Source organism: Kitasatospora sp. NPDC059599, assembly GCF_042735125.1.
In the GTDB taxonomy this organism is placed as follows: Bacteria; Actinomycetota; Actinomycetes; order Streptomycetales; family Streptomycetaceae; genus Kitasatospora.
The window spans coordinates 67,405-93,707 of record NZ_JBHWCL010000007.1 but is presented as its reverse complement, the minus strand read 5'-3'; the positions used below and the strand labels follow the sequence as shown (position 1 = coordinate 93,707).

Annotated in this window: 21 protein-coding genes; 15 read left to right on the top strand and 6 right to left on the bottom strand. The window is 75.0% G+C overall.

What is annotated here, in order from left to right; translation table 11 throughout:
• Positions 1-4: 4 nt before the first annotated feature.
• Both ACFV04_RS04445 and ACFV04_RS04440 read right to left on the bottom strand, forming a co-directional pair.
• Positions 5-793, bottom strand: a complete 789-nt coding sequence (locus tag ACFV04_RS04445) for a hypothetical protein (RefSeq protein WP_380526714.1) — start codon at positions 791-793, stop codon at positions 5-7.
• The gene (locus ACFV04_RS04440) at positions 790-1,707 is read right to left on the bottom strand and encodes an ABC transporter ATP-binding protein (RefSeq protein WP_380526712.1); all 918 of its coding nucleotides are present in this window, start codon (positions 1,705-1,707) and stop codon (positions 790-792) included. The genes ACFV04_RS04445 and ACFV04_RS04440 overlap by 4 nt, the downstream gene beginning before the upstream one ends.
• Positions 1,708-1,926: 219 nt before the next feature.
• Here ACFV04_RS04440 and ACFV04_RS04435 point away from each other — a divergent pair, with 219 nt between their 5' ends.
• Both ACFV04_RS04435 and ACFV04_RS04430 read left to right on the top strand, forming a co-directional pair.
• Positions 1,927-3,216, top strand: a complete 1,290-nt coding sequence (locus ACFV04_RS04435) for a histidine kinase (protein ID WP_380526710.1) — start codon at positions 1,927-1,929, stop codon at positions 3,214-3,216.
• A 44-nt stretch (positions 3,217-3,260) separates the two neighbouring features.
• Positions 3,261-4,034, top strand: a complete 774-nt coding sequence (locus ACFV04_RS04430) for a response regulator (protein ID WP_380526765.1) — start codon at positions 3,261-3,263, stop codon at positions 4,032-4,034.
• A gap of 56 nt (positions 4,035-4,090) precedes the next feature.
• Here ACFV04_RS04430 and ACFV04_RS04425 read toward each other — a convergent pair whose 3' ends face one another.
• From ACFV04_RS04425 to modA, 3 genes are all read right to left on the bottom strand, one after another.
• Positions 4,091-5,170, bottom strand: a complete 1,080-nt coding sequence (locus tag ACFV04_RS04425; RefSeq protein ID WP_380526708.1) for an ABC transporter ATP-binding protein — start codon at positions 5,168-5,170, stop codon at positions 4,091-4,093.
• A gap of 112 nt (positions 5,171-5,282) precedes the next feature.
• Complete coding sequence (locus ACFV04_RS04420) at positions 5,283-6,215, bottom strand: ABC transporter permease (RefSeq protein ID WP_380339975.1); 933 nt, start codon at positions 6,213-6,215, stop codon at positions 5,283-5,285.
• Positions 6,212-7,063: a molybdate ABC transporter substrate-binding protein gene (gene modA / locus ACFV04_RS04415; RefSeq protein WP_380526706.1), complete on the bottom strand. Its 852-nt coding sequence runs from the start codon at positions 7,061-7,063 to the stop codon at positions 6,212-6,214. The genes ACFV04_RS04420 and modA overlap by 4 nt, the downstream gene beginning before the upstream one ends.
• Before the next feature lie 393 nt (positions 7,064-7,456).
• Here modA and ACFV04_RS04410 point away from each other — a divergent pair, with 393 nt between their 5' ends.
• The 9 genes from ACFV04_RS04410 to ACFV04_RS04370 all read left to right on the top strand — a co-directional run bounded on the left by ACFV04_RS04410 (position 7,457) and on the right by ACFV04_RS04370 (position 18,280).
• The gene (locus ACFV04_RS04410; RefSeq protein ID WP_380526704.1) at positions 7,457-8,524 is read left to right on the top strand and encodes an RNA ligase (ATP); all 1,068 of its coding nucleotides are present in this window, start codon (positions 7,457-7,459) and stop codon (positions 8,522-8,524) included.
• Between the two features lie 232 nt (positions 8,525-8,756).
• Positions 8,757-10,121, top strand: coding sequence for a cytochrome P450 (locus tag ACFV04_RS04405; RefSeq protein WP_380526702.1), 1,365 nt, complete (start codon positions 8,757-8,759; stop codon positions 10,119-10,121).
• 424 nt (positions 10,122-10,545) lie between these two features.
• On the top strand, positions 10,546-11,487 hold the full coding sequence (locus ACFV04_RS04400) for an MHYT domain-containing protein (RefSeq protein WP_380339983.1): 942 nt from the start codon (positions 10,546-10,548) through the stop codon (positions 11,485-11,487).
• A gap of 140 nt (positions 11,488-11,627) precedes the next feature.
• Positions 11,628-14,618, top strand: a complete 2,991-nt coding sequence (locus ACFV04_RS04395) for a nitrate- and nitrite sensing domain-containing protein (RefSeq protein ID WP_380526700.1) — start codon at positions 11,628-11,630, stop codon at positions 14,616-14,618.
• Complete coding sequence (locus ACFV04_RS04390; protein ID WP_380339989.1) at positions 14,615-15,025, top strand: roadblock/LC7 domain-containing protein; 411 nt, start codon at positions 14,615-14,617, stop codon at positions 15,023-15,025. The genes ACFV04_RS04395 and ACFV04_RS04390 overlap by 4 nt, the downstream gene beginning before the upstream one ends.
• A gap of 5 nt (positions 15,026-15,030) precedes the next feature.
• A complete protein-coding gene (locus tag ACFV04_RS04385) occupies positions 15,031-15,513 on the top strand; it encodes a DUF742 domain-containing protein (RefSeq protein WP_380339991.1) in 483 nt (160 codons plus the stop codon).
• Positions 15,494-16,234 carry an ATP/GTP-binding protein gene (locus tag ACFV04_RS04380; RefSeq protein WP_380526697.1) on the top strand — a complete coding sequence of 247 codons (741 nt, stop codon included), beginning with the start codon at positions 15,494-15,496 and terminating at the stop codon, positions 16,232-16,234. The genes ACFV04_RS04385 and ACFV04_RS04380 overlap by 20 nt, the downstream gene beginning before the upstream one ends.
• A 258-nt stretch (positions 16,235-16,492) precedes the next feature.
• Positions 16,493-17,107, top strand: a complete 615-nt coding sequence (locus ACFV04_RS04375; protein ID WP_380526695.1) for an RNA polymerase sigma factor — start codon at positions 16,493-16,495, stop codon at positions 17,105-17,107.
• A gap of 195 nt (positions 17,108-17,302) precedes the next feature.
• Positions 17,303-18,280 (top strand): hypothetical protein, encoded by a 978-nt coding sequence (locus tag ACFV04_RS04370; RefSeq protein WP_380340002.1) that lies wholly within the window; start codon positions 17,303-17,305, stop codon positions 18,278-18,280.
• 338 nt (positions 18,281-18,618) lie between these two features.
• On the opposite strand, the gene ACFV04_RS04365 is transcribed toward ACFV04_RS04370, so the two are convergent.
• A complete protein-coding gene (locus ACFV04_RS04365) occupies positions 18,619-20,019 on the bottom strand; it encodes a cation:dicarboxylate symporter family transporter (protein ID WP_380526693.1) in 1,401 nt (466 codons plus the stop codon).
• Positions 20,020-20,172: 153 nt separating this feature from the next.
• Between ACFV04_RS04365 and ACFV04_RS04360 the strand changes: the two genes are divergently transcribed.
• The 4 genes from ACFV04_RS04360 (at position 20,173) to ACFV04_RS04345 (ending at position 26,205) form a co-directional block, all read left to right on the top strand.
• Positions 20,173-22,161, top strand: a complete 1,989-nt coding sequence (locus tag ACFV04_RS04360) for an ATP-binding protein (RefSeq protein WP_380526691.1) — start codon at positions 20,173-20,175, stop codon at positions 22,159-22,161.
• Positions 22,158-22,883 carry a response regulator gene (locus ACFV04_RS04355; protein ID WP_380526689.1) on the top strand — a complete coding sequence of 242 codons (726 nt, stop codon included), beginning with the start codon at positions 22,158-22,160 and terminating at the stop codon, positions 22,881-22,883. The genes ACFV04_RS04360 and ACFV04_RS04355 overlap by 4 nt, the downstream gene beginning before the upstream one ends.
• Positions 22,884-23,206: 323 nt before the next feature.
• Positions 23,207-24,694 (top strand): diaminobutyrate--2-oxoglutarate transaminase, encoded by a 1,488-nt coding sequence (locus ACFV04_RS04350; RefSeq protein WP_380340013.1) that lies wholly within the window; start codon positions 23,207-23,209, stop codon positions 24,692-24,694.
• Positions 24,691-26,205, top strand: a complete 1,515-nt coding sequence (locus tag ACFV04_RS04345; protein WP_380526687.1) for a pyridoxal phosphate-dependent decarboxylase family protein — start codon at positions 24,691-24,693, stop codon at positions 26,203-26,205. Before ACFV04_RS04350 ends, ACFV04_RS04345 begins: the two co-directional genes overlap by 4 nt.
• The last annotated feature ends 98 nt before the right edge of the window (positions 26,206-26,303 follow it).

The window sequence follows — 26,303 nt, the reverse complement described above, 5'->3', positions numbered from 1 at the left end:
GGGGTTACTTGGTGGGGCGGTGGCGCATCGCGCGCAGGCCGCCGTACGCGGCCAGGGCCGTCCAGAGCGTCATGATCAGCAGTCCGGTCCAGTGGCCGTACCCGACCTGTGGGTCGTCGACGTAGCGCAGCGCGTACTGGCCGGCCCGGTCGGGCAGGAACTGCGCCGCCCGGCGGACTCCGGGCACGCCGCTGAGCAGCGGTGAGAGCAGGAAGACGGTGGGGACCAGCAGCCCCATGGCGGCGGTGAGGTTGCGCAGCAGAGCGGTCACCCCGAGGCAGAGCACCACCAGCAGCGCCTGGTAGAGCACCCCGGCGACGGCGCTGCGGACCAGGGCGGGCCCGTCCCAGGCGCCGGGGACGGTGGCCGCGTACCCCGCGAAGGCGCCCGCCGTGCCGACGGCGCCGACGGCGAGACCGACCAGAGCGCCCAACGCCAGCTTGGCACCGTACAGTCGGCCGCGGTGCGGGACGGCGGTGAGCGACACGTCGATCATGCGGGTGTTGAACTCCTGGCCGATCAGCAGGATGCCGAAGCACGCCAGGGCCGCCTGGCCGAAGTTGAGGCCGTAGAAGACGCCGACGCTCGGGTCGTCGGTGATGTTGTGGTCCTTGGCGCCGAGGGCCGCGCCGATCGCCGTGGTGACCCCGGCGGTGAGCAGGGCGGCGAGCAGCGGGGTGACCCAGAGCGAGCGGAGGGTGGTGAGCTTGATCCGCTCGGCACGGAAGGCGTCGAAGGCGTGGGGCGACCGGGAGGTGCCAGGGGCCGTCGCGCCGAGGGGGCCGGCGCTCATGCGGCGGTCTCCGTCCGGTACTCGACGCTGTCCGCCGTCATCCGCATGAACGCCTCCTCCAGGGAGTCCTGTTGGGTCGCGATCTCGTACAGCACCACGCCGTTGGCGGCGGCGAGCGCGGCGATCCGCTCGGGTTCGGCGCCGCTCACCTCCCAGGCGCCGCCGTCGACCCGGGTGGCGTCGAGGCCGTGGCCGGCGCCGCCGAGCAGCGCGGCCAGCTTGGCCGGATCGACCGCCCGCACCCGGATCCGGGTGCGGCCGTGGCGGTCGATGAAGTCGGAGGTGGCGGCGTCGGCCAGCAGCCGGCCGCGGCCGATCACCACCAAGTGGTCGGCGGTGAGGGCCATTTCGCTCATCAGGTGGGAGGAGACCAGTACCGCCCTGCCCTCGGCGGCGAGGTCGCGCAGCAGGGTGCGGATCCAGCGGATGCCCTCGGGGTCGAGGCCGTTGACCGGTTCGTCGAGGAGCAGCACCGCAGGGTCGCCGAGCAACGCGGCGGCCACTCCGAGGCGCTGGCGCATGCCGAGGGAGAAACGTCGGATCCGCTGCCCGGCCGCGTCCGCCAGGCCGACCTGCGCGAGCACCTCGCCGACCCGGCGCTCCGGTATGCCGTTGCTCGCGGCGAGCCAGCGCAGTTGGCCGCGCGCCGTCCGGCCGCCGTGCAGGGCGTGGGCGTCCAGGAGGGCGCCGACCTGCCGTAGCGGGTGGGGGAGTTCGGCGTAGGCGTGGCCGTCGATCAGGGCGCGTCCGGAGGTGGGCCGGTCCAGGCCGAGGACCAGGCGCATGGTGCTGCTCTTGCCCGCGCCGTTCGGGCCGAGGAAGCCGGTCACCACGCCGGGGCGGACCTCGAAGGACAGGTCGTCGACGACTCGCCGTCCGTCGTACTCCTTGGTCAGGCCCTGGATCTCGATCACGGGCGTGCTCCCCTCCGGTCGTTGCGTAGTGGCGTTGCGTGGTGGCGTCGCGCGGTGTCGTTGCCGCTGCCGGCGGTTCCGGCCGGTGGTCACATTCGACCGGACCGGGCCGGACCGGCGGATCCCGCCGCGGAGTGGAGGCGTCTCCCTCCCGGGAGGGAGGGTGTTCACGCCCGCAGCGGGATCCGGGAGGCTCCGGTGGCCTGGCAGGATGGCCAGGTGACCAAGATCGCCGTGCCGAGGATCCTCGCGCCGTTGCTGGCCGGTGCCACGTACGCGCGGCTGCTGCACCTCCTGGTCGGGTGGATCTTCGCGGGCGTCGTGCTGCTGGTCTATCCGGGGACGTACCGGCTCTCCCTCCCGCGGATCCTGCTGGAGAGCGCCGCGGTGGACTCCGTGCTGCTGGTGCTCGTCGCGCTCATCCCGGCGGCGCGGCGGGCGGAGGGGGTCCAGGCCCGGCTGCTGCTGGTGCCCGACCGCGAGCAGGACATCGCCGCCGACTCCTCCCGCAGCCACGCCGACCGGTGGCGCACCGCGCTCTGGCTGATCGGCCGGGTCGCGCTCGGTTCGGCGGTCGGGATGGCGATCGCGTTCGGCGTCAACGCGGCCGGCGAGCTGCTGGCCGGACCGCAGGGACCGCGCTACCTCCTGCTCCTGCCGGTGGCGTTGTTCGGCTTCGGCTGGCTGGTGGTCGGCGTAGGTCACCTGCAACTGGCCATGGCCGTCAGGCTGTTGGGTCCGTCCCCGGCGGAGCGACTGGCGGCGGCCGAGCTGCGGGCCGAACGGCTGCTGGAACGCAACCGGTTGGCCCGGGAGCTGCACGATTCGATCGGCCACGCACTGACGGTGACGGTCCTTCAAGCGGGTGCGGCGCGCGAGGTCGGGGATCCGGCGTTCGTCGCCAAGGTGCTCGAAGTCATCGAGGAGACCGGGCGCCAGGCCATGGAGGACCTCGAACGCACCCTCGTCCTGCTGCGCGAGACCCCGCCCGGGGCGAACGGGACGGCCACCGAACAGCCCGGCATCGACCAGCTGCCGGCACTGTTCGACACCGCCCGCGCGGCCGGCAGCCCGGTCGAGGCGCGGGTCGAGGTGGCGGCCGGTTCGCTGCCCGGGGTGCTCTCCCGTGAGTCCTACCGGATCGTCCAGGAGGGCGTCACCAATGCGCTCAAGTACGCACCGGGAGAGCCCGTCGAGGTTCGCATCGCCGTCCGGGACGGGCAGTTGGAGCTGAGCTGCGCCAACCGGCTGGCCAGCAACGGACCACGCCCCCTGGCCGGCGGGCCACGCTCCTCGTCCGGCGGACCACGCTCCCCGGCCGGCGGGGTCCGGGCCCCGGCGGGCCCGGGACGGCCTTCGGCCACCGCAACGCGCAAGGGCGGCAAGGGCCTGCGGGGCATCCGCGAGCGGGCCGCGCTGCTCGGCGGGGAGGCCGCGGCAGGGGCGTCGCAGGACGGCAGCGGGGAGTGGGTGCTGCGGGTCCGGCTGCCCCTACGCTTGGGATCGTGACGAACGATCTTGTGGCTGACGGTCCGGCCGGCGGGGTTGCGGGGATGACGGACGTCCTGCTCGCCGACGACGAGGAGCTGGTCCGGTTCGGGCTGAGGGCCGTCCTGGAGGCGCAGCGCGACCTGCGGGTGGTCGGGGAGGCCGCCGACGGTGCCGAGGCGGTGGCGATGGCCCGCGCGCTGCGTCCGCACGTCGTGCTGATGGACGTCCGGATGCCGGTGATGGACGGACTGGCGGCCACTCGTGAGCTGCTGCGCACGGGCATCGGCACCGGCACCGGCATCGGGACGGGCACCGGGACGGGCACGGGCATCAGCACCGGCCCCGGAACGGGAACCGGCCCCGGAACGGGAACCGGATCGGGATCGGGAACCGGGACCCCGGGGGAGCGGCCGCCGCGGATCCTGGTCGTGACCACCTTCGAGAACGACGACTACGTCTACCAGGCGCTGCGCGCGGGCGCCGACGGCTTCCTGCTCAAGCGCTCCCGCCCGGCCGAGATCGCGCAGGCGGTACGGCTGGTGGCGGCGGGTGAGTCATTGCTCTTCCCGGCCGCGATCCGCCGCCTGGCCGCCGGGCACGGCAACCCGACCGCCCGCGCCGCCATGGAGCGGGCGGCGCTGACCGAGCGCGAGGCGGAGGTGCTGCGGCTGGTCGCCGGCGGTCTCAGCAACGGGGAGATCGCCGAGCGGCTGTTCCTCGGCGTGCAGACGGTGAAGACGCACGTCAGCAGCGTGCTGGCGAAGCTGGGCGCGCGGGACCGTACCCAGGCGGTGATCGCCGCGTACGAGTCGGGGTTCGTCGAGCCGTCGGAGTAGCACCGGTGGGCCCCGGCGAGCGGGGCGGGCGGAGGTTCAGGTCGGCGGGCGGCTCGTCAGGCCGGGTAGGCGTGGGTCTGGGTGGCCTTGACCGAGGCCCAGACCGGCACCCCGGGGGCCAGCTCCAGCTCCGCGACGGCGGCCGGGGTGAGGTCGGCGGCCATCGGCAGGTCGCCGGCCAGCTCGGCACGGACCCGGTCGCCGTGCAGGTCCAGACCGGCGACCTCGGCCCGCCACAGGTTGCGCGCGCTGGACTGCGGACGCTCCCGGTAGAGGGTCACCGCGGATGGCGGGAAGGCGACGAACGCCGGGCCGTCCAGCTCCTCCGTGGTGGCCAGGACGGTGCCGTCCGGGAGCGTGATGCGGGTGCCCTCGGCCCGGCCCTGGTACAGGTTCAGCCCGACCAGGCGGGCGATGTAGTCGGTGCGCGGCCGCCGGGCGACCTCGGCCGGGCTGCCGGACTGCACCTCGCGCCCGTGCTCGATCACCACCAGCCGGTCGGCCAGCACCATCGCGTCCAGCGGGTCGTGCGTCACCAGTACCGCCACCGCCTCGAACTCGGCCAGGTGGCGCCGCAGTTGGGAGCGCACGTCGAGGCGGGTGCGGGCATCCAGGGCGGCCAGTGGCTCGTCGAGCAGGAGCAACCGGGGGCGGGCGGCGAGTGCCCGGGCCAGCGCCACCCGCTGTGCCTGGCCGCCGGACAGCCGACCGGGGCGGGCGGCGGCGTGGTCGGCCAGGCCCATCCGCTCCAGCCAGACGGCGGCCTCGGCCCGGGCGGCGCGCTTGGGGCGGCCCTGACAGCGCGGGCCGAAGGCGACGTTGTCGAGGGCGCTGAGGTGCGGGAACAGCAGGTAGTCCTGGAACACCACGCCGACCGGGCGTTCCTCGGCGGGCGTGTGCACCCGTTCGGCCGGGTCCTCCAGGGTGCGGCCGTCGAGGCGCAGGTGGCCGTCGGTGAGCGGGAGTAGGCCGGCGAGGGCGCGCAGTGCGGTGGACTTGCCGGCGCCGTTCGGGCCGAGCAGCGCGACCACCTCGCCGGAGGCGGCGGTGAGGTCGAGATCGAGGGTGAACGCGGGCCGGTCGACCCGCAGTCGGGCGTCGAGGGCGGCGGCGTTCGCGGGGCTGTCGATGCTCATCGGGTCGGCTTCCGGGCGTTGGGAGTCGGCGTCCAGGCGTGCGGCGGGATGGCCGGGGGGATGCGGGCGGGCCGTGGCGCCACCGCCGCGGCCGGGGTCCCGGCGGGGCGGGTCACGGCGCCGACAGCCAGCGGTCGCGCAGCCCGACCAGGACGGCGACGGAGACCACCAGCAGTACCAGTGACAGCGCGATCGCGGCCTGCGGGTCGGACTCCATGGCCAGGTAGACGGCCAGCGGCATGGTCTGGGTGCGGCCGGGGAAGTTCCCCGCGAAGGTGATCGTCGCGCCGAACTCGCCGAGCGCCCGGGCCCAGGCCAGGACGGCGCCCGCGGCGATCCCCGGCGCGATCAGCGGCAGGGTGACCCGCCGGAAGGCGGTCAGCCGGGAGGCGCCCAGGGTCGCGGCGGCCTCCTCGTAGCGGGGGTCGGCGGCCCGCAGCGCGCCCTCGACGCTGATCACCAGGAACGGCATCGCGACGAAGGCCTCGGCGATCACGACGCCGGTGGTGGTGAAGGGCAGTGTGAGGCCGAAGGCCGAGTCCAGCCAGGAGCCGACGATCCCGCGCCGCCCGAGCACCAGCAGCAGCGCCACGCCGCCGACCACCGGCGGCAGCACCAGCGGCAGGGTGACCAGCGCCCGGATGACCCGGCGGCCCGGCAGTTCGGTGCGGGCGAGCAGCCAGGCCAGCGGGACGCCGAGGACCAGGGACACGGCGGTGGCCGCCGTCGCGCTGATCAGGGACAGGCGCAGCGCGTCCCAGACGGCGGGGCTGGTGAGCTGCTCGGACAGGTCGCCCCACGGCGCCCGGACCAGCAGGCCGACCAGCGGGAGGACCAGGAAGGCCAGTCCGAGCAGTGCCGGGAGCAGCAGGGTGACCGGGACGCGGTTGCCGCGCGACCGGCGCCGGCGCCGCGGCAGGGCCCGCACGGGTCCTGCCGTGCCGCCGGCGGCACGGTCCTGGCTGCCGCCGTCCTGGCTGCCCCCGGCTTGGCCGGGGCCCCGGTCGGGGCGCTTCCCGCCGGATCCGGTGGTGCGGTCGCTCACGGCGCCTGGAAGCCCGCCGCGGTCAGCACCTGCTCGGCCTCGGGCGACCGGACGTACGTGACGAAGGCGGCGGCGCCGTCCTTGTTCGGGGCCTTGGCGAGCGCGGCGATCGGGTAGTCGTTCACGGCCTTGGCGGCCTCGGGGAAGTCCACGCCGTCGATCTTCGCAGCATCGGCCTGCACATCGGTCTTGTACACCAGCGAGGCGTCGACCTCACCGAGTTCGACCTTGGTGAGCGCGCCCTTGACGTCCTGCTCCAGGGTGACCGGGGTGAGGTCGAGCCCGGCGGCCTTGAGCGCGGTCTGCGCGGCGGCGCCGCAGGGCACCTCCTTCGCGCACAGTGCGACCTTCACACCGGAGGCGGTGAGGTCCTTGAGGCCCGTGACGTGCTTGGGGTTGCCCTTGGGAACGGCGATGGTGAGCGTGTTCCTGACGAAGGTCGTCGGCTGGCCGCTCGCGCCGCCCGCGTCGGACACGGTCTTCATGGTGGCCGGGCTGGCGGCGGCGAACACGTCGGCCGGGGCACCGGAGTTGATGCTGGTCGCGAGGCTGGAGCTGCCGCCGAAGTTGAAGGTGACCTTGCTGCCCGGGTTGGCGGCCTCGAACTTCTTGCCGAGTTCGGTGAAGGTCTCCTTGAGCGACGCGGCGGCGAAGACGGTGATGGCGCCGCTCGCCTTCGGCACGGCACCGCCCGAGGCGGAGGAGCCCTGGGTGGCGGCGGTCGCGGCTGTGGTGCCGGAGGACTTGCCGCCGTCGCTGCCGCAGGCGGTGACCCCGAGGCTGAGGACGAGGGCGGCTGCGGCGGCGACGGCGAGTCTGCGGGTGGTGCCGGTCGTACGGGTGCTCATCGGTGGTTCCCCTCCGGGTGCGCGCCGGGAGGGGCGCGAGGGACTGACCGCAGTTGCGGCCATTACGGCGATCATAGTGCCGCAAATGCGAGCGATAAATCCCCTGTCACTTCGCACAGCCGGGGGCGGCCAGTGGCCTCGGAGCTGCTGTGGGATGGCTCAAACGGGTGCGCCCGGAGCGGTCTCCGAGGGCCGGGCCGGCGGTGGATGCGTCGCGCCGGGAGCGGCTTCCGAGGGCCGGGCCGACGGTAAATGCGTCGCGCCGGGGGCGGTCGACGGGCCAGAGTGGTCGCCGTCCGTACACATGTACACCCGTACGCACGGACGTCCGTCCAAGCGACCGGGTGGCGCAGTCGTGCCGCCGCGGTCGAGTCAAGGGGAGGAGTCCCGTCCATGTCCACGCTGCGCGTCACCGCCGAGAAGCTGACCATCCTGGAGCACCCGAATGCCGATGCTCTGGAGCTCGCACAGGTCGGCCTCTACCGGGCGGTGGTCGCGAGGGGCGCTTACCGGACCGGGGACTTCGCCGTCTACATTCCCGAACAGTCCGTCCTCCCGGACGAGTTGATCGCGGAGCTGGGTCTGACCGGCAAGCTGGCCGGCTCGCGGGCGAACCGGGTGAGGGCGGTACGGCTGCGCGGACAGCTGTCCCAGGGCATCGTCTGCCGGCCCGCCGCGCTCGCCGGCACCGACCTGTCCGCCGCGGCCGAACAGGGCGCGGACTTCGCCGAACTGCTCGGCGTGGTCAAGTGGCAGCCCCCGGTGCCCACGTCGATGAACGGCGATGTGCTCGGCGCCCCGGACCTGCTGCCCTGGGTCGACATCGAGAACCTCAAGCGGTACCCCGACATCTTCGAGCCCGGCGAGCCGGTGGTGCTGACCGAGAAGCTGCACGGCAGCTGCTGCCTGGTCACGTACACCGCCGGGACCGGCGAGGTGCAGGTGTCGTCCAAGGGGATCGGCGCGAAGGGGCTGTCGCTGGCCGAGGACGAGCGCAACCTGTACTGGCGGGCGGTGCGCGCGTACGACATCCCGGCGGTGGCGGCCCGGCTGGCGGAGCGGCTCGGCGCCGAGCGGGTCGGCATCTTCGGAGAGGTCTTCGGCGAAGGCGTGCAGGACCTGAACTACGGGGTCTCGGCGCGCGCCGGTCGGCCCGGGTTCGCGGCGTTCGACGTCTCGGCGGTGGTGGGCGGTCGGTTGACCTGGCTGTCCGCGCCCGAACTGCTGGACGGCGAGCTGCCGTTGGTGCCCGAGCTGTGGCGCGGGCCGTTCGACCCGGAGATCGTGCTGGGGCACGCGCAGGGCCGGGAGACCTTCTCCGGACGTGAAGTCCACCTGCGCGAAGGCGTCGTGGTGCGGACGGTGACCGAGCGCTGGAGCCCGGTGACCGGCGGGCGGGCGATCGCCAAGGTGGTCAGCGACGCCTACCTGACGCGCAAGGGCGGCACCGAGTACGAGTAGACCCGCGTGCGCGGCTGAGCCCGGTGCGCGGGCGGGCCTCACGTACGGGCGGGCCCCACGTAACGCGTGGGCCCGGTGCGCGGGGTGACCTGCGCACGGTCGAGCCGTGCGCAGGCGGTGCCCGACAGGAGGCGCGAGTTGCCGGTCCCCGGACCCGGTGCTCGCGCCTTCCCGCGTTGGCTACCCGTCAGTACAGTCGACGGTGCGCATCCCTGTTGCAGAAGGAGTCGCCATGGCCACCGAAACCCCCATACCCGGTCCGGCCGGACACCCGCTGGTCGGATCGCTGTTCGACCTCACCCGCCGCCCGCTGCGCACCTACCTCGCCGCCCGCCGTGACCACGGGGACGTGGTGCGGATCCAGGCCGGACCACCCGGTCTGCGGACCTCGTTCCACGCGGTGTTCTCCCCGGACGGCGTCCAGCAGGTCCTGGCCGGCGAGGCGGCCAACTTCCGCAAGGAGAACTCGTTCTACGACGAACTGCGGACCAGCGTCGGCAACGGGCTGCTGACCAGCCAGGACGGCGACTACCAGCGCCAGCGTCGACTGATCCAGCCGCTGTTCACCCGTCGCCGGGTGGACGGCTACGCCGCCGCCGTCGCCGGGGAGGTGGAGTCGCTCGCCGAACGCTGGCGGGCTGCGCCGGGCGGGGTGGTGGACGCCGCGGAGGAGATGTCGCGGTTCGCGATGCGGACGGTCGCGCGGATCCTCTTCGGTGCCGACGTGGAGGAGGCGGTGGCCGTGGTGGCGCACAACTTCCCGGTGCTCGGCGAGTACGTCAAGGAGCGCGGCTTCGCCCCGGTCCGCGTCCCGCGCACCTGGCCGACCCCGGGCAACCGGCGCGGCCTGGGGGCGCAGCGGGCGCTGTACGGGGTCTGCGACCGGATCATCGCCGAACGGGCCGCGCGCGGAGGGGGCGACGAGGACGCGGACGACCTGCTCACGCTGCTCGGGAGGGCGCGCGACGACGACGGGGAGCGGCTGGACCCGGCCGAACTCCGGGACCAGGTCCTGGTGTTCCTGGTCGCCGGACACGAGACCACGGCCGTCTCGCTGGCCTTCGCGCTGCACCTGCTGGCCAAGCACCCCGAACACCGGAAGCTCGCCCAGGAGGAGGCCCGGACCGTCCTGGCCGGACGGGCACCGACGGCGGCGGACCTGGAAGCACTGCCGTACACCACGCGGGTGCTGAAGGAGGCGATGCGGCTCTACCCGGCGGCGGCGCTGGTCGGCCGGCGGGCGGTCGACGAGACCGTCATCGACGGGTACGTCATCCCGGCGGGGGCGCAGGTCGTCGTCGCACCGCTGGTCACCCACCGGCACCCCGACCACTGGGCGGACCCGGAACGCTTCGACCCGGACCGCTTCCTGCCGGAGGAGGAGAGGGCCCGGCACCGCTACGCCTGGTTCCCGTTCGGCGGGGGGCCGCGGGCGTGCATCGGGCAGCACTTCTCGATGCTGGAGTCGGTGCTGACCCTGGGGCTGCTGCTGCGGGACTTCGAGGTGGAGGCCGTGGACCGGCGGGTGGCGCTCGCCCAGGGGATCACCCTGCGGGCGGCGAGCCCGATGCGGATCCGGGTGACGGCCGGGGGCTGACAGCCGGCCGGGCCCGGGCGGCGGACGGATGACAGCGAACAGATGGCAGATGACAGTGAACAGATGACAGATTTCAGACTCTGTCGTCTGTTCGCCGTTCGTTGTTTGCTGTTCGCCGGCCGCTGCCGGCTGTCCGCCGCCGGCCGCCGGCCGTTCCGTCAGCCGTCCGGGCATACGACCGGGTTATTCGAACACATCGCTCGCCATTTGCGGGCAGCTTTTCGGATCTTCGGGTGGCCGTTTCCGGCCCCTCGATAGCGTCCCACGCACCCCAGGCCGAAAGCGCACATGCGGCTGGCATATGACGAGACCCGGTCACCACGGACCCGGCCGCCCTCGCCGCCGGTCGCACGGAGTCCGCCCGGCCCGGGTGCCCGGGCGCACCGCGTACCGCCCCGGGCCCGACCGGTCGACCGGAGGTCCGATGGGCACCCTCAACCACCTCACCCTCGGCTGGCTGACCCCTGCCCTCTCGTACCTGATGGCCTGCGCCGGCGCCGCCCTCGGACTGCGCTGCACGCTGCGCGGTCTGGCCGCGAGCGGTGCCGCCCGGAGGAACTGGCTGGTCACGGCGGCTGCCGCGATCGGCTCCGGCATCTGGACCATGCACTTCGTCGCCATGTTCGGATTCACCGTCGACGGCACCGAGCTGCGCTACGACGTCCCGCTGACCGTCCTCAGCCTCGTCGTCGCGGTGCTGGTCACCGGCCTCGGCCTGACCGTCGTCTGCTACGGCGGGCACCGCGGCCTCGCCCTGCTGGCCGGCGGCGTCACCACCGGCATCGGCGTCGCCGCGATGCACTACCTGGGCATGGCCGCCGTACGGATGCACGCCGGTCTGCGCTACGACGCCGGGACGGTCGCCCTGTCCGTCCTGGTCGCGGTCGGTGCCGCCACCGCCGCGCTCTGGGCCGCCGTCACCATCCGCAACGTCCTCGCGGCCGGGGCCGCCGCACTGGTCATGGGCCTCGCCGTCAGCTGCATGCACTACACCGGGATGGCCGCCGTGCACGTCCGGTTGGAGCCGGCCAGGGCAGGCCTCGGCGGGGCCGGCCCGATGGAATTCGTCTTCCCGCTGGCCGTCGGCCTCGGCTCGTTCCTCTTCCTCGCCTCGGCCTTCGTGGCACTCTCACCGACCGTGCGGGAACGGGCCGGCCACCGGGAGGCCGGCGAGCTGGCCATCGAGGAGTTCCCCGCCGCGGCCGCGCGTCCCGCACCCGGACCGCCGGAGCCGGCCTTCCCCGGGCTCGGAGCCGGGGCCGGGCTCTCGGGCGGGACCGCGGAGGGGCTCGGAGCCGGGATCGGGGCCGGGCTCGGGTCCGGGGCTGAGCGGTACGGCGCGGAGCGGCACGACCGAGCGGCCTGAGCGGCGGGACCACACCGTCCGTGCACGTGCTCCCCTCCCCGCTGGGCCCTCCCCACTGAGCCCTTCCCGCTGAGCCCTGCCCAGCACCGCCCGGCCCAGTCCCGGCTCAGCCCCCGTCCTGCCCGAAAGGCTCCTCACCGATGCGAGAAGACCGCGGCGCCGCCCCCGGTGCCCGCCGGGGTGCCCACGCGGGCCCGTCCGTCCGGCCGCCGCACCCCGGAGCCTGGCTGCGCGGCCTTCGCCCCCGCACCGTCCGCGCCCGGATCATCGCCCTGCTGATGGTCCCGGTCGTCTCGATCATCGCCCTGTGGGGGTTCGCCACCGTCACCGCCGCGCAGGGCGTCTGGGACCTCCTGCGCCAGCGCGACGCCCAACGCACCGTGCTCACCCCCGTCGCCGAGGCGGTCGCCGGGCTGCAGGCGGAACGCACCGCGGCCGGGCAGCTGCTGGCGGCTTCGGCGACCGCCCCCACCGCCGCCCGGGAGACTGCCCTGCGCGAGGCCTCGGCGGCCACCGACCGCGCGATCACCCCGCTGTTCCCCGATCCCCGGCACCCCGACGGGGGTTACAACCGCGCCGACGCCCAAGGCCTCGGCGCCGACGCGGCCGCCCGCCTGGACGCCCTCGGCGCCGCCCTCGCGGCCCTGCCCGAGCTGCGCGCAGGGGTGCTGGCCCGGAGCGTCGGCTGGCCCGAGGTGTACGCCGCGTACGGCGAGGCCGTCGACCGGGCACTCGCCGCGGCCGGTGCCGTCGCGCCGCAACAGGAGCACGCGGTCGCGGGTGACGTCCGGGTGCTGCTGGAACTGGCGCGCTCGCGCGAGCTGTTGGCCCGCGAGGACGCGCTGCTGCGCGCGGCCCGGTTCTCCGGTGCGCTCGGCGAGGAGCAGCTGCGGGAGTTCTCCGGTACGGCGTTCGCCCGGCGGGAGTTCGAGCGAGGGTCGGCCGCCGACCTGGGCCCCGCCGACCGGGAGGCGCTGCTCGCCGTCACCGGCGGCCGGGACCACCGCGAGCTGGTCGGGTACGAGGACCTGGTCCGTGCGGCCGCCGACGGTCGTGCGGCCGTGTCGGCCGTGCCGGCGGACCGGTGGGCGATGGTCGCCGGGAACGTCGAGAGCAGCCTGCGCGCCGTCGAGGACCAGGCCGGACGGGTCGCCGCCGAGCGCCGGAACCCCTACGCCCTCGGCCTGTTCACCCCGGCCGGGACGGCGGTGCTGCTCGGCCTGCTCGGCGTGGTGGCGTCGCTGGTGATCTCGGTGCAGATCGGGCGCGGCCTGGTGACCGAACTGATCGGCCTGCGCAACGAGGCACTTGAGCTGGCCGGTCGCAAACTCCCCTCCACCATGCGGAAACTGCGGGCGGGCGAGGAGGTGGACGTCGAGACCGAGGCGCCGCGGCCGGCCGGCCGGGACGACGAGATCGGCCAGGTGCACCGGGCCCTCGGCACCGTCCAGCGGGCGGCCGTGACGGCCGCGGTCGAGCGGGCCGAGGTGCTGTCCGGGGTCTCCGGGGTGTTCGTCAACCTCGCGCGCCGCAGCCAGGTCCTGGTGCACCGCCAACTCACCTTGCTGGACGCGATGGAGCGCCGCACCGAGGACCCGTCCGAGCTGGCCGACCTGTTCCGGCTCGACCACCTCACCACCCGGATGCGCCGGCACGCCGAGGGCCTGATCATCCTCTCCGGTGCCGCGCCCGGCCGGGCCTGGCGCAAGCCCGTCCCGCTGGTGGACGTGGTGCGCGCGGCCGTCTCGGAGGTCGAGGAGTACGCCCGGGTCGAGGTGCACCCGCTGCCGCGTGCCGCCGTCGTCGGGCACGCCGTCGCCGACCTCGCCCACCTGGTCGCCGAACTGGTCGAGAACGCCACCGGATTCTCCCCGCCGCACACCCGGGTGCACATCCGGGGCGAACAGGTCGGCAACGGCTACGCGTTGGAGATCGAGGACCGGGGCCTCGGCATGGGGCCGGAGGCCCTGAACGCGGCCAACCGCCGGATCGCCGCCGCCGAATGCACCGACCTCTTCGACAGCGACCGGCTCGGCCTGTTCGTGGTCAGCCGGCTCGCCCGGCGGCAGGACGTCAGGATCTCGCTGGTGACCTCCGCGTACGGCGGTATCACCGCGGTGGTCCTGCTGCCGACCGCGCTGCTGGCCGACGGGGCGGCGGTCCGGGCGGCGGGCGATCGGTACCAACCGTACGACCCCGTCGTCGAGTTGGACGTCCGGCCGGGCACTGACGCCGAGCCGGTCCCGGTCGGGAGCGCCCACCCGGGCCGGCCCGACCGGGAGTTCGCCCCGACGGGCGGGAACACCCCGCGCGATGCTGGGGAGACGGGACTTCCGGCGGTGGGTGGGCCGCCGCCGGAGGGTGGGGCGCTGCTGCCGTTCGGTGTCCGGGGGAACGACCCCGGCCCGGTGCGCCGCGCTCCCCTCCGGGCCTCCGGGGCCCGGAGGGCAGACCCGGCTGCGGACGGGGGCCGGGGTGCCGCCGCCCGTCCGCAGTCCGGGCCGCCGCAGCCGAACCGCACCGGACCGGAGGCCACCCCGGCGCCCGGTGGACGCAGGCCCGATCCGGGGCCCGGGGAACTGCCGCGCCGGACCCGTCAGGCGAGCCTCGTGCCGCAACTGCGCGGGGCACCGGGACCGGGCGCGCACACCGGCCGTACGACCGGCACCGCCCCGGACCCGGCCACGGCGCCCGGTACGGGCCCCTCGGGGCGCAGCTCCGGGAGCCACGGCGCGGGAAGCAGCGGCCGGGGAAGTCGCGGTCCGGAGCGTCTCGGACCCGACGGACTCGGGAGCCCCGAACAGCCTGAGCGCCCTGGGCACCCTGGGCACCCCGGGAATCCCGGAGACCATGAGCGCCCCGGGCATCCCGAGAACCGCAGCCCCGAGAACCGCAGCCCCGAGGCGGCGCGTGCGGCGGTGGCGGCCTTCCGGAACGGGTGGGTGCGTGGCCTACGCCCCGACGGCGGACGGTCCGACCGGCCCGCGGACCGGCCCGCTGACCAGCCCACGGACCGGTTCGCCGACCAGCCCACCACACGGCGGCCCACCATTCGGCAGCCCGCCGATCCGCCGCCGCAGGGCCCGCGCGGCCCACTGACCCCACCCCGACCCGAAGGAGAGCACCCGTGATCGGCACCACCCACCGCGTAGGAGAGTTGAACTGGATCCTCGACGAGCTGGTCCGGCGCGCCCCCGAGGTGCGCTTCGCCGTGATGCTGTCCGCCGACGGACTGGCCATCGGCACCTCGGCCGGTCTGCCGCGCGAGGACGGTGAGCACCTGGCGGCGGTCGCCTCCGGGTTCCACAGCCTGGCCAAGGGTGCCGGCCGGTACTTCGACGCGGGTGAAGTCCGCCAGACCATGGTCGAGTTGGAGGGCGGATACCTGCTGGTCGCGGCGGCCGGGGAGGGCACCTGCCTGTCCGTGTTCGCCGACTCCCGGGCCGAACTCGGTCTGATCGCCTACGAGACGGCCAGGCTGGTCCGCCGGGTCGGCGAGCACCTGAGCACGGCGCCGCGCGCGGCGGACGGCTGGTGAGCCGGATGCCCCGACCGTCCCCCGAGGGCCCGCCCCCCGGGCGACATCCGGAACACCCGCGGGCCGATCCCGCCCGCCAACCCCGCAACCCGCTCGCCGCCGCCCACCGGGCCCGGTGGTACGACGACGAGGCGGGCCCGCTGGTCCGCCCGTACGCCGTGACCCGGGGGCGCACCGGAACCGGTGGGCGGCAGCTCGACCTGATCGCCGTCGTCGTCTGCGACCTGCCCGACCCGGCGCTCGCCCCGGACGCGCCCGAGCCGCCGGCCGGGCCCGAACAGGCACGCATCCTCGCGCTGTGCCGGGGCACCCCGCTGTCCGTGGCCGAGCTCGCCGCCGAACTCGACCTGCCCGTGGGCGTCGTGCGCGTACTGCTCGGCGACCTGCTGGCGGCCGGGCTCATCCGGGTCAACCGTCCTGTCCCGCCCGCCCTGCTCCCCGACGAGCGCATCCTCCAGGAGGTCATCCATGGACTCCGCGCACTCTGACCAGCGGTCCTGCCCGTCCGGTCCGTCCGCCTCGCCCGGCCCGTTCGATCCGCCGGGGCCCTCCGCGGCGCCCGGGTCGTCCGGGTCGTCCAGGCCGGACCGGGCGTCCCGGGCGTTCGCGACGGAGGACCCCGACGGCACCGTGCTCGCCCTCAAGATCCTGGTGGCGGGCGGCTTCGGGGCCGGCAAGACGACCCTGGTCGGCGCGGTCAGCGAGATCCGCCCGCTGCGCACCGAGGAGCGGCTGACCGAGGTCGGGCGCGGGGTGGACGACCTCGACGGCGTGGAGCGCAAGAGCACCACGACGGTGGCGATGGACTTCGGGCGGATCACCATCCGTGAGGGCCTGGCGGTCTACCTCTTCGGCACCCCGGGACAGGACCGGTTCTGGTTCCTCTGGGACGAGTTGGCCCAGGGCGCGCTGGGTGCCGTGGTGCTTGCCGACACCCGGCGGCTGACGGACTGTTTCCCGGCCGTCGACTTCTTCGAGAACCGGGGCATCCCGTTCGTGGTCGCGGTGAACCGTTTCGCCGGGACCCGGGAGTTCGGCCCGGGTGAGGTCGCCCGCGCGCTGGACCTGGACGCCGGTACGCCCGTGCTGCTCTGCGACGCGCGGCACCGCTCGTCGGGCAAGGAGGTGCTGATCAACCTCGTGGAGCACGCCGGCCGGGTGCGTGCCGCCCGGCTGCTCGCGGATGCCGCGCCGACGGCCCGGGGGTGAGGCGGCGTCGGAGCGGAGGGCCGGCGGCGCTCGGGCGACGGGTTTCAGCGAACAGATGACAGCTGACAGATTTCGAAATCTGTCAGCTGTCATCTGTCATGCGTCATCCGCCGCCGCGGAGTCGGTGGCGCATTGTGGGCGAACGGCTGCGCAAGGTGATGGCGGCGAACTATGATGTGACCTGCGTCACAACGCGCCCGATGGCGCCGTGGCCGGGCCCGGCGGGGCGTTCGGGTGCCGATTTCCGGGGAGAACGGCATGGCGGATTGCAGCGGTCGACGGATGGACGGCGAGCCCGGGAAGGGCTTCGGCCCGTGCGGGGCGGGCGGTCGATCGGCCGGTGGTCGATCGGCCGAGTTCAACCGGGTGTTCACCGACCTCCTGCCCAGGCTCCAGCAGGCGGCCGCCTCGCTCACCGGGAGCCCGCTCGCCGCCGGGGACGTCGTCCACGACGCGTACCTGCGGATCGCCCGCCGACCGGAGCGCTTCCTCGGCCACCCGCAGCCGTACGCCTACGCGCTCACCACGATGGTGAACATCCTGCGCGACCAGTGGCGCCGGGATCGCCGGAAGATACCGGTGCCCGAGGTGCCGGAGGCGGGCGCGGGGGTCGGGAGGGACCGTGCGGGGTCCGATCCGAGGGCGGGCGGGTTGACCGAGTTGCAGGCGCGCTGGGAGGTGGTCCGACTGCTGGGGTTCCTGACCGCCAAGCAGGCCCGCGCCGTGGCGCTGGTCGACCTCGATGGCTACAGCGTCGACGAGGCCGCCGAACTGCTCGGGCTGCACCGCAGCACCCTGGCCGTCACCCGCCGTCGCGCCCACGGGCGGCTGCGCGCCGTCCTCGAACGGGAGCGCGAACGGGGTCGCGGATAGCAGCCGGGCGTCGCCCTTCGTGCCGCCGCCCGCCGCCTCGCCGTCCGGAGCGCCCGCAGCCCGCCGCCCACCCTTCGCCGCCCGCCGCCTGCTGCCCGGAGCGCCGCCGGCCGGATTGCCGCCGCCCGGCGGTACGACGCACCGAGCTGACGGCAAGTCAGCTGATGCGTCCCCCCGGCCCGTACGCTGAAAATCGTGATCACGTACGAGGACCGCCGCCTGCGCGCCCTGGCCGAGGACGGCCGTTGGCACGAGCTGCTCGCCGCCTACCGGCAGGGCCGGGCGGCCGCCGTGGTCGAAGCGGGGGAGGAGACCGCGGCGTCCCTGACCGCGCCGCTCGGCCACCTGATCGCCTACGCGGCGCCGCCCGAGCTGGCCGTCCGACTGTTCGACCGGGACGGCGGCGAGGGCGCGGTCGCCGGGGTGGCCGACCATGATGCCGGCCCGCTCTGGGAAGTGCTGGCGACCCGGCACTCCTGGCTGAGGCTGGCGCCGTTGCTCGGCCCGGCGCCGGTGCGCCGGCTGGTCGCGCACACCCGGGTGCTGCTCGGCGAGGACCTCTCCTACGGGGCCGAGCCCGACCCGGAGGGCGTGCCGCTGCGGCTGGAGCCGTGGGAGTCGGCGGGGTGGGAGGAGTCGGCGAGGGTGCGGGAGTACCTGCCCGGCGGAGGTGCGCGGAGCGCGCTGCTGACCCTGCCGGCCAGTCGGGAGGGGCTCGGGGTGGTGGACCTGCCGGTGTCGGTGGCGCGGACGAACGGTCGGCCCGGTGGGCAGCGGATCACCCGGGCGCTGGGGGAGCTGGGCGCGCTGGCACCGTGGGCGGACGTGGTGTGCGTGCGTGGTGAGGCCCCGCTGGCAGCCGCCCTGCTGGCTCGCGGCCGACGGGTGGTCGGCGGGTACCTGCCGTTCGCGCTCGCCTACCCGGCGCTGGTGCGGGCCGCCGCGGTCGGGCGGGCGCAGGGCTGCGCGCACGGGAGGCTGGGGCTGTGGCGGGCGCTGGTCGCGATGGCCGGGGCGGACGGGCCGGGGTCGGGCGAGGTGAACGCGCTGGTGGAACGGATGCGCTGCTTCACCTGGCAGGAACCGGCGGCCGGGCTGCACCACCTGCACGTCGCGCTGGAGGATCCGGCCAGCGGGGTGGCCTGGGCGGTCAGCGGCTCGCAGGAGCTGTGACCGCCGGGCCGTGGTCGTGAGGGCCGTGGTCGTGAGGGCCGTGACTGCGAAGGTCGACACCGAAGGGCTGTGGCCGCCCGGCCGTGACCCGCCGGGCTGTGGCCGCCCGGCCGTGACCCGCCGGGCTGTGGCCGCCCGGCCGTGACCCGCCGGGCTGTGGCCGCCCGGCCGTGACCGCCCGGCCGTGACCGCCCGGCCGTGGCCGCTCGGAGTCGTGTCGGCGGGGTTGCGCGCGGCTGGTCGTACCGGGGTCGGGGAAAAGGAGGACCCCCGGCCCGGCGCCGTTTCCGGGGGTTGGTGGGAGGCGCCGGACCGGGGGAGTGAGGGGGTGCAGTCGCTCAGACGGCGGCGGGCGCGGCGCCCTGGGCGGGGACGGCCTCGGGCGAGGCCTCCGGTGCCGGGCTCCCGGCGTCGGCGCCGTGGTTGTCGACCAGGGTGAGTTCGTCGAACGGCACCTCGCCCGCCAGCACCCGGCGGGCGCGCTCGGCGTCGAGCTCACCGGTCCAGTGCCCGATCAGCACGGTCGCGACGGCGTTGCCCGCGAAGTTGGTGAGTGCGCGGGCCTCGGACATGAAGCGGTCGATGCCGACGATCAGGCCGACCCCGTCGACCAGCGCGGGCTTGTGCGACTGCAGCCCGCCCGCCAGCGTGGCGAGTCCGGCGCCGGTGACCCCGGCCGCCCCCTTGCTCGCGATCACCATGAACACCAGCAGCGAGAGCTGCTCGCCGATCGACATCGGCTTGTCCATCGCCTCGGAGATGAAGATCGACGCCATCGTCAGGTAGATCGCGGTGCCGTCGAGGTTGAAGCTGTAGCCGGTCGGCACGGTGATGCCGACGACCGGGCGGCTGACGCCCAGGTGCTCCATCTTGGCGATCAGGCGGGGCAGGGCGCTCTCGGAGGAGGAGGTCGAGAGGATGAGCAGGAACTCGCGGCCGAGGTACTTCAGCAGCGCGAACACGTTGACCCCGGCGACCAGGCGCAGCAGGGTGCCCAGCACCACCACGACGAACAGCGCGCAGGTCAGGTAGAAGCCGATCATGATGACCGCGAGGCTCTTCAGCGCCGCGGTGCCGGTGGCACCGACCACGGCCGCCATCGCCCCGAAGGCGCCGATCGGCGCGACCCACATGATCATCGCCATGACCCGGAAGACCAGCCGCTGCACGTGCTCGATCCCGCGCAGCACCGGGGCGCCGACCGGGCCCATCGCCTGCAGGGCGAAGCCGGTGAGCAGGGCGACCAGGAGGGTCTGCAGCACCTTGCCCTGGGTGAGGGACGAGAACATGGTGTCGGGGATCATCCCGAGTAGGAAGTCGGTGGTCGACTGGGAGCCGCCGGCCGCCGCCTGGGCGTGGCCGGACTTGGCGAGCGCGGCGGTCAGGTGCAGGCCGCCGCCGGGCTCCAGGAGGTTGCCGACGACGAGGCCGATGGCCAGTGCGACGGTCGACATGAGGAGGAAGTAGCCGAGGGCGAGGCCGCCGACCTTGCCGACCTTCGCGGCCTTGGTCACCGAGCCGATGCCCAGCACGATGGTGCAGAAGATCACCGGGCTGATCATCATCTTGATCAGGTTGACGAAGCCGGTGCCGACCGGCTTGAGCTCCACGGCGAAGCCGGGGGCGGCCAGCCCGACCACCACACCCGCGACCACCGCGGCGATCACGGCGAGGTAGAGGTAGTGGGTCCGGTCCTTGTGTCTGGGTCCCCCCGCCGTTGCGGCTCCAGCGATCGACATCTGCGGCTCCTTCGCCCTGCAGTCCTGGCGGCCCCGGGTGGTGGGCCGATCCGACTATGGGCCGGGGCGTGACGGAGGTCACGTTTGCGTTCATAGAGTTCACGGTTGCTGCACCGGGGTCCGCCGCGCCCTGCGTGGTGCACACTGGCTGGCATGTCCGAGCGCACCGCCCCCACCGCCCGGCGCCGTCGGCTCCCCCTGCACCGCCTGCTCCGCCCGTCGCGCCCGCACGGGCCGGCCCGCCCGCACGGTTCGTCGCGCCGGCCGCGGCTGCTGCCGCGTCGGTTGGTCCGCAGCCTGGCTGGGCAGCTGTTCGTCGTCCAGGTGGTGATCGTCGCCGCCGTGGTCGCGGGCGGTGCGGTCCTCGCATACCTCTTCACCGCCGACCGGAACGAGCGCGCGGCCCGTAACCAGGTCACCGCGGTCGCCCACGCCGTCGCCGACTCGCCGTCCGTCCGGGCGGCCGTGACCGGCCCCGACCCGACCACGGTGCTCCAGCCGTACGTCGAGCAGGTGCGGACGGACACCGGGGTCTCCTTCATCACCGTCATGGACACCGACGGCGTCCGCTGGACCCACCCGCTGCCCGAACAGATCGGCAAGCGCTACCTCGGGCACATCGACTGGGCGCTCGCCGGGCAGACCCGCAGCGAGACGTACACCGGCACGCTCGGCCCGTCCGTCCGGGTGGTCACGCCGGTGTGGGACGACCGGCACCGGGTGGTCGCCCTGGTCAGCGTGGGCCTCACCGTCGAGTCGATCTCCGCGCAGCTCAGCGGTCCGCTGATGGCCCTGGTCGGGGTGGCGGTGGCCGCGCTCGCGCTCGGCGGCGCCGGCACCTACCTCGCCAACTCCCGCCTGCGGCGCCACACTCACGGCATGGGACCGGACGAGCTCAGTCACCTCTACGAGTACCACCAGGCCACGCTGCGCTCGGTGCGCGAGGGGCTGGTCCTGCTCGACCGCTCGCACCGCGTCGTGCTGTGCAACGACGCCGCCCGCGAACTGCTCGGCCTGACCGGCGACGTGGACGGGCGGGAACTCGCCGGGCTGGGGCTGCCCGAAGCGCTGGTGGCGGCCGTCCTGGGCGGGGAGCCGGTCCGGGACGAGGTGCACCTCACCGCCGAGCGGGTCGTGGTGCTGAACACCTCCACCATCGGCACCGGCCTCGGCCGGGTCGTCACCCTCCGGGACCACACCGAACTGCAGTCGCTCAGCGGCGAGTTGGACTCCGTGCGCGGCTTCACCGAGGCGCTCGGAGCCCAGGCGCACGAGGCCGCCAACCGGCTGCACGCCGTCGTCTCGCTGATCGAACTCGGCCGCCACGAACAGGCGGTGGAGTTCGCCACCGCCGAACTCGAACTCGCTCAGCAGCTCACCGATCGGGTGGTCGCGGCGGTGAGCGAGCCGGTGCTGGCCGCACTGCTGCTCGGCAAGGCGGCCCAGGCAGCCGAGCGGGGAGTGGAGTTGACCCTCACCGAGGACAGCCGGATCGACGACGGGGTGCTCCCGCCCGGACTCTCCGCCCGGGACCTGATCACCGTGCTCGGCAACCTGATCGACAACGCCGTGGACGCCGCCATCGCCGGGGCCGCGCAGAGCCCCGTCCCGCCGGAGGTCACCGTCACGGCGCGGATCGACGGCGCAGGCTCGCGTGACGCCGGTTCGCGTGATGCCGGTTCGTGTGATGCCGGTTCGTGTGACGGCGGCGAACTCGACGGTGGTGCGCGCGGCGGTGTCGGGGCGGGTGTGGACGGCGACTGCCTGTTGCTGCGGGTCGCCGACACCGGCGCGGGCATCGACCCCTCGGCCGTCGAGGACGTGTTCCGGCGCGGATGGAGCACCAAGCAGGACGGCCGCGGGCACGGCCTCGGCCTGGCGCTGGTCGCCCAGGCCGCCCGGCGCAACGGCGGCACCGTCGAGGTCGGGCGGCAGGTCGGGGCGGTGCTGACGGTCCGGCTGCCGCTGGCTGGCCGGTCGGCGGGGGCGGCTGAATCGGTGGGGCCGGTTGAGTCGGTCGCCCCGGCGGCGACGCCGGAGCCGGTGGGGCCGCCGGGGCGGCCGGGCGAGCGGGCGGGGCAAGGGCCGGCACCGGACGGTCAGGGCCGTGCCGGGCGCGCACCGGAAGGAGTCCCGGCATGACCCCGCACGGCGGAACCGGCCCGGCGGGGATCTCCGTGCTGGTCGTCGAGGACGACCCGGTTGCGGCCGCCGCGCACACCCTGTACGTCGAGCGCGAGCCCGGCTTCCACGCCGCCGGCACCGTCCACAGCTGCGCCGACGCGCTGCGCTTCCTGGACCGGGCCCGCGCCGCCGGGACCCCGGTCGACCTCACCCTGCTCGACCTCTACCTGCCGGACGGCCACGGCCTGCAGCTGTGCCGGACGCTGCGCGCAGCCGGCCACAGCACCGACGTCATCGCGGTGACCTCCGCCCGCGACCTCGCCATGGTCCGGCAGGCGGTCTCGGCGGGAGTCGTGCAGTACCTGCTGAAACCGTTCAGCGCCGCCGCCCTGCACGACCGCCTGGAGCGTTACGCCCGCTACCGCGACAGCCTCGGACGCACCGGCGACGCGACCGGCCAGGACGAGGTGGACCAGGCGTTCGCCCTGCTCCGCACCCCCGAGCGCAGCACCCTGCCGAAGGGGCTGAGCGCGCCGACCCTGGACACGGTCGCCTCCGTGCTGCGGGAGGCCGCCACGGGACTGTCGGCGGCTGCCGCGGGCACTGCCGCCGGGGTCTCGCGGATCACCGCACGCCGGTACCTGGAGCACCTGGTGGACACCGGGCGGGCGGTGCGGGAGCCGCAGTACGGCAACGTCGGGCGGCCGGAGCTCTGCTACCGGTGGAAGGCGAAGGCCTGAGCGCTCCGGGGCCGGCGACGTGACCGCCCGGTGGCGTGGCGGTTCGGCGGTGCTGCCCGCCGTGGGCGCGCCCCTCGCGGGGTGCGGTTCCCCCGGGGGCGTGCCTTCCGTGCTCCTCCGGGTCGCGCTCTTCCGGGTTGCGTCCTTTCGGGCCGTGACCTTTCGGTGCGGCGGTCGTTGGAAGGGCCGGGGGCGTCGAGGAGCGGGGCGGGGCGGAATCGGGAGAGGTTCACTCGCGCGGGTGATTTTGGGTGCCCCGCTGGCATCCCTCCAGGTCAGGACCGGTAAAGTTAGGCTTACCTAACTTCTCCTGGGGGTTTGTCGTGTCGCTCGCTGCCGTACCCGTCCAGGCCGCCTCCGGAGCCCCGGCCGCCGGTGAGGCCATCCTGCGCCGTCAGCGCGTCCGCGAGTCCGCCGCCAGGACGTACGCCCGCTCCTTCCCGATCGTCCCGGTCCGCGCCAACGGCATGACGGTCGAGGGCGCCGACGGGCGGCGCTACCTGGACTGCCTCTCCGGTGCCGGCACCCTCGCCCTCGGCCACAACCACCCCGTGGTGCTGGAGGCCATCCGCCGCACCCTCGACAGCGGCGCCCCGCTGCACCTGCTCGACCTCGCCACCGCCGAGAAGGACGACTTCACCAGCGCCCTGTTCGACAGCCTGCCCGCCGAGTTCGCCACCCGCGCCCGCGTGCACTTCTGCGGCCCGGCCGGGACGGACGCCATCGAGGCCGCGCTCAAACTGACGCAGACCGCCACCGGCCGCTCCGGCGCGCTCGCCTTCACCGGCGCGTACCACGGCATGACCGCCGGCGCCCTCGCGCTCACCGGCAACGTCGCCGTCAAGGAGCCCCTGCCGAGCGGCGGCGAGGTCGTCCGGCTGCCCTACCCGTACGGCTACCGCTGCCCGTTCGGCGTCGGCGGCGAGGCCGGCGCCGACCTCGCCGCGACGTACGTCGAGCGGCTGCTGGACGACCCCTCCGGCGGAGTGGTGCCGCCCGCCGCCATGGTCCTGGAAGCCGTCCAGGGCGAGGGCGGCGTCGTCCCCGCGCCCGACGGCTGGCTGCGCGAGATGCGCCGGATCACCGCCGAACGCGGCATCCCGCTGATCGTGGACGAGGTGCAGACCGGCGTCGGCCGCACCGGCGCGATGTGGGCGGTCGAGCACAGCGGCGTCGTCCCGGACGCGATGGTGCTCTCCAAGGCCATCGGCGGCAGCCTGCCGCTCGCCGTCGTCGTCTACCGCGAGGACTACGACGGGTGGCGGCCCGGCGCCCACACCGGCACCTTCCGCGGCAACACCCTCGCCATGGCCGCCGGGGCCGCGACCCTCCGGTACGTCGCGGCGCACGGACTGGTCGAGCGGGCGGCCGTCGTCGGCGAGCGGATGACCGCCCGGCTGCGGGCACTCGCGGACGAACTGCCGGTCATCGGCGACGTGCGCGGGCGGGGGCTGATGGTCGGCGTCGAACTGGTCGACCCCACGGTCGAGGCCGACGCCTGCGGGGCCCACCCGGCGGACCCGGCACTCGCCGTACGGGTGCGGGAGGCGTGCCTGGAACGGGGCCTGATCGTCGAACTCGGCGGCCGCCACGACGCGGTGCTGCGGCTGCTCCCTCCGCTCACCATCACCGACGAGCAGGTGGCGGCGGTGCTGGAGCGGCTGGCGGAGGCCATCGCGGCCGCGGCCGAGGCCGGGTCCGGGCCGTCGACCGGGTCCGGGCCGTCGACCGGTTCCCGCTCCCGGGCCGGGGCGGCGACCCGGGCCCCTGCGGTGCCGTCGGCGGGTGGTGCGGGGGAGACGCAGCGGTGAGCGGCCTCGGGCCCGGACCGGTCGGGCTGCCCGGCGGCGAGACCCCGTCGGACGCCCTCGCCGGCGGCGCCGCCGGACCGGGCTCCCTCGCGCCGCTTCTCGCCACCGTCCTCGACGCCCTCGACACCGGCATCGCCATGCGGTCCGGGCCGTTGCCGGCGGGCAGCCCCGCCGAGATCGCCGCGCTCGTCGCCGACGCCCTGGCCACGACCGGCGGCCGCGGCGCACTCGCCCGGCTCACCGAACTCCTCGCCTACGGAGCGGCCGACCCCGCCGACCCGGCCTGCGCCGCCCACCTGCACTGCCCGCCGCTCGCCGTCGCCGCCGCGGCCGACCTCGCCGTGAGCGCCCTCAACCCGTCCCAGGACTCCTGGGACCAAGCCCCCGCGGCCACGGCGCTGGAGACCGCGCTGCTCGCCGAACTCGCCGAACTGGTCGGCTACGACCCGCGGCGCTCCACCGGGGTGCTCACCTCCGGCGGCACCGAGTCCAACCTGATGGGGCTCATGCTGGCACGCGACCAGAAGCTCGACGGCATCGTCGAGTTGGACGGGATCCCGGCGGGCGTCCGGCCCTGCATCCTCGCCTCCGAAGCCGCGCACTTCTCCGTCCAGCGCGCCGCCGCGCTGCTCGGGCTCGGCGAACGCGCCGTCGTCCCCGTCGCCGTCGACCGGCAGCTCCGGATGAGGGAGGAGGAGCTGGAGCGGTCACTGGCCGAGGCCAGCTGGGCGGGCCGGACCCCGATCGCCGTCGTCGCCACCGCCGGCACCACCGACACCGGCGCCGTCGACCCGCTCGTCGCCGCCGCCGACCTCGCCGCCCGCTACGGCGCGTGGCTGCACGTCGATGCCGCGTACGGCGGCGGGGCCCTGCTCTCCGACCGGCTCGCCCCACTGCTCGACGGCATCGCCCGCGCCGACTCGGTCTCCCTCGACTGGCACAAACTCGGCTGGCAACCGGCCGCCGCCGGCGTCTTTCTGGTCCGCCGCGCCGAGACCTACGTCTCGCTCGCCCGCCGTGCCGAATACCTCAACCCGGTCGACGACGAGCAGGCCGGCTACCCCAGCCTGCTCGGCCGCTCCCTGCGCACCACCCGCCGGGCCGATGCCTTCAAGCTCGCCGTCACGCTGCGCACCCTCGGGCGCGACGGCCTGGGACGCCTCGTCGACACCTGCCACGACCTCGCCCTGGCCGCCGCCGACGCCGTCCGCGCCGACGCGTCCCTCGAACTCCACGCCGACCCCGTCCTCACCGTCCTCCTCTTCCGCTACCGCCCGCCGGGTGTGACGGACGGTGAGGCGCTGGACGAGATGAACGGCCGCCTGCGGCGGTTGCTGCTGCGCACCGGGCGGGCGGTGGTCGGGCGCACGGAGCTGCCGGGGGAGGGGCCGGGGCGGGTGCGGCTGAAGCTGACACTGCTGAACCCGCACACGACGGTGGGGGAGGTCGGGACCCTGCTGCGGGAGGTGGTGGGTGCGGGCCGCAAGGTGGCGGGCGAACGCGCCGGATAGCCCGCCACGGGGTGTGACGGGCCAGGCGGGGTGCGACCCGGGGTGATGCACGGCCGGGGGGTGCACGGCCAGGGGGCGTACAGCCCGGGCCGGGGGCG

Excerpts from the sequence above, each read along its gene's own strand:
- ACFV04_RS04445 (WP_380526714.1), bottom strand. The coding sequence starts at position 793 with ATGAGCGCCGGCCCCCTCGGCGCGACGGCCCCTGGCACCTCCCGGTCG.
- ACFV04_RS04430 (WP_380526765.1), top strand. The coding sequence starts at position 3,261 with ATGACGGACGTCCTGCTCGCCGACGACGAGGAGCTGGTCCGGTTCGGG.
- ACFV04_RS04425 (WP_380526708.1), bottom strand. The coding sequence starts at position 5,170 with ATGAGCATCGACAGCCCCGCGAACGCCGCCGCCCTCGACGCCCGACTG.
- modA (WP_380526706.1), bottom strand. The coding sequence starts at position 7,063 with ATGAGCACCCGTACGACCGGCACCACCCGCAGACTCGCCGTCGCCGCC.
- ACFV04_RS04410 (WP_380526704.1), top strand. The coding sequence starts at position 7,457 with ATGTCCACGCTGCGCGTCACCGCCGAGAAGCTGACCATCCTGGAGCAC.
- ACFV04_RS04405 (WP_380526702.1), top strand. The coding sequence starts at position 8,757 with ATGGCCACCGAAACCCCCATACCCGGTCCGGCCGGACACCCGCTGGTC.
- ACFV04_RS04400 (WP_380339983.1), top strand. The coding sequence starts at position 10,546 with ATGGGCACCCTCAACCACCTCACCCTCGGCTGGCTGACCCCTGCCCTC.
- ACFV04_RS04395 (WP_380526700.1), top strand. The coding sequence starts at position 11,628 with ATGCGAGAAGACCGCGGCGCCGCCCCCGGTGCCCGCCGGGGTGCCCAC.
- ACFV04_RS04385 (WP_380339991.1), top strand. The coding sequence starts at position 15,031 with ATGCCCCGACCGTCCCCCGAGGGCCCGCCCCCCGGGCGACATCCGGAA.
- ACFV04_RS04380 (WP_380526697.1), top strand. The coding sequence starts at position 15,494 with ATGGACTCCGCGCACTCTGACCAGCGGTCCTGCCCGTCCGGTCCGTCC.
- ACFV04_RS04375 (WP_380526695.1), top strand. The coding sequence starts at position 16,493 with ATGGCGGATTGCAGCGGTCGACGGATGGACGGCGAGCCCGGGAAGGGC.
- ACFV04_RS04365 (WP_380526693.1), bottom strand. The coding sequence starts at position 20,019 with ATGTCGATCGCTGGAGCCGCAACGGCGGGGGGACCCAGACACAAGGAC.
- ACFV04_RS04360 (WP_380526691.1), top strand. The coding sequence starts at position 20,173 with ATGTCCGAGCGCACCGCCCCCACCGCCCGGCGCCGTCGGCTCCCCCTG.
- ACFV04_RS04355 (WP_380526689.1), top strand. The coding sequence starts at position 22,158 with ATGACCCCGCACGGCGGAACCGGCCCGGCGGGGATCTCCGTGCTGGTC.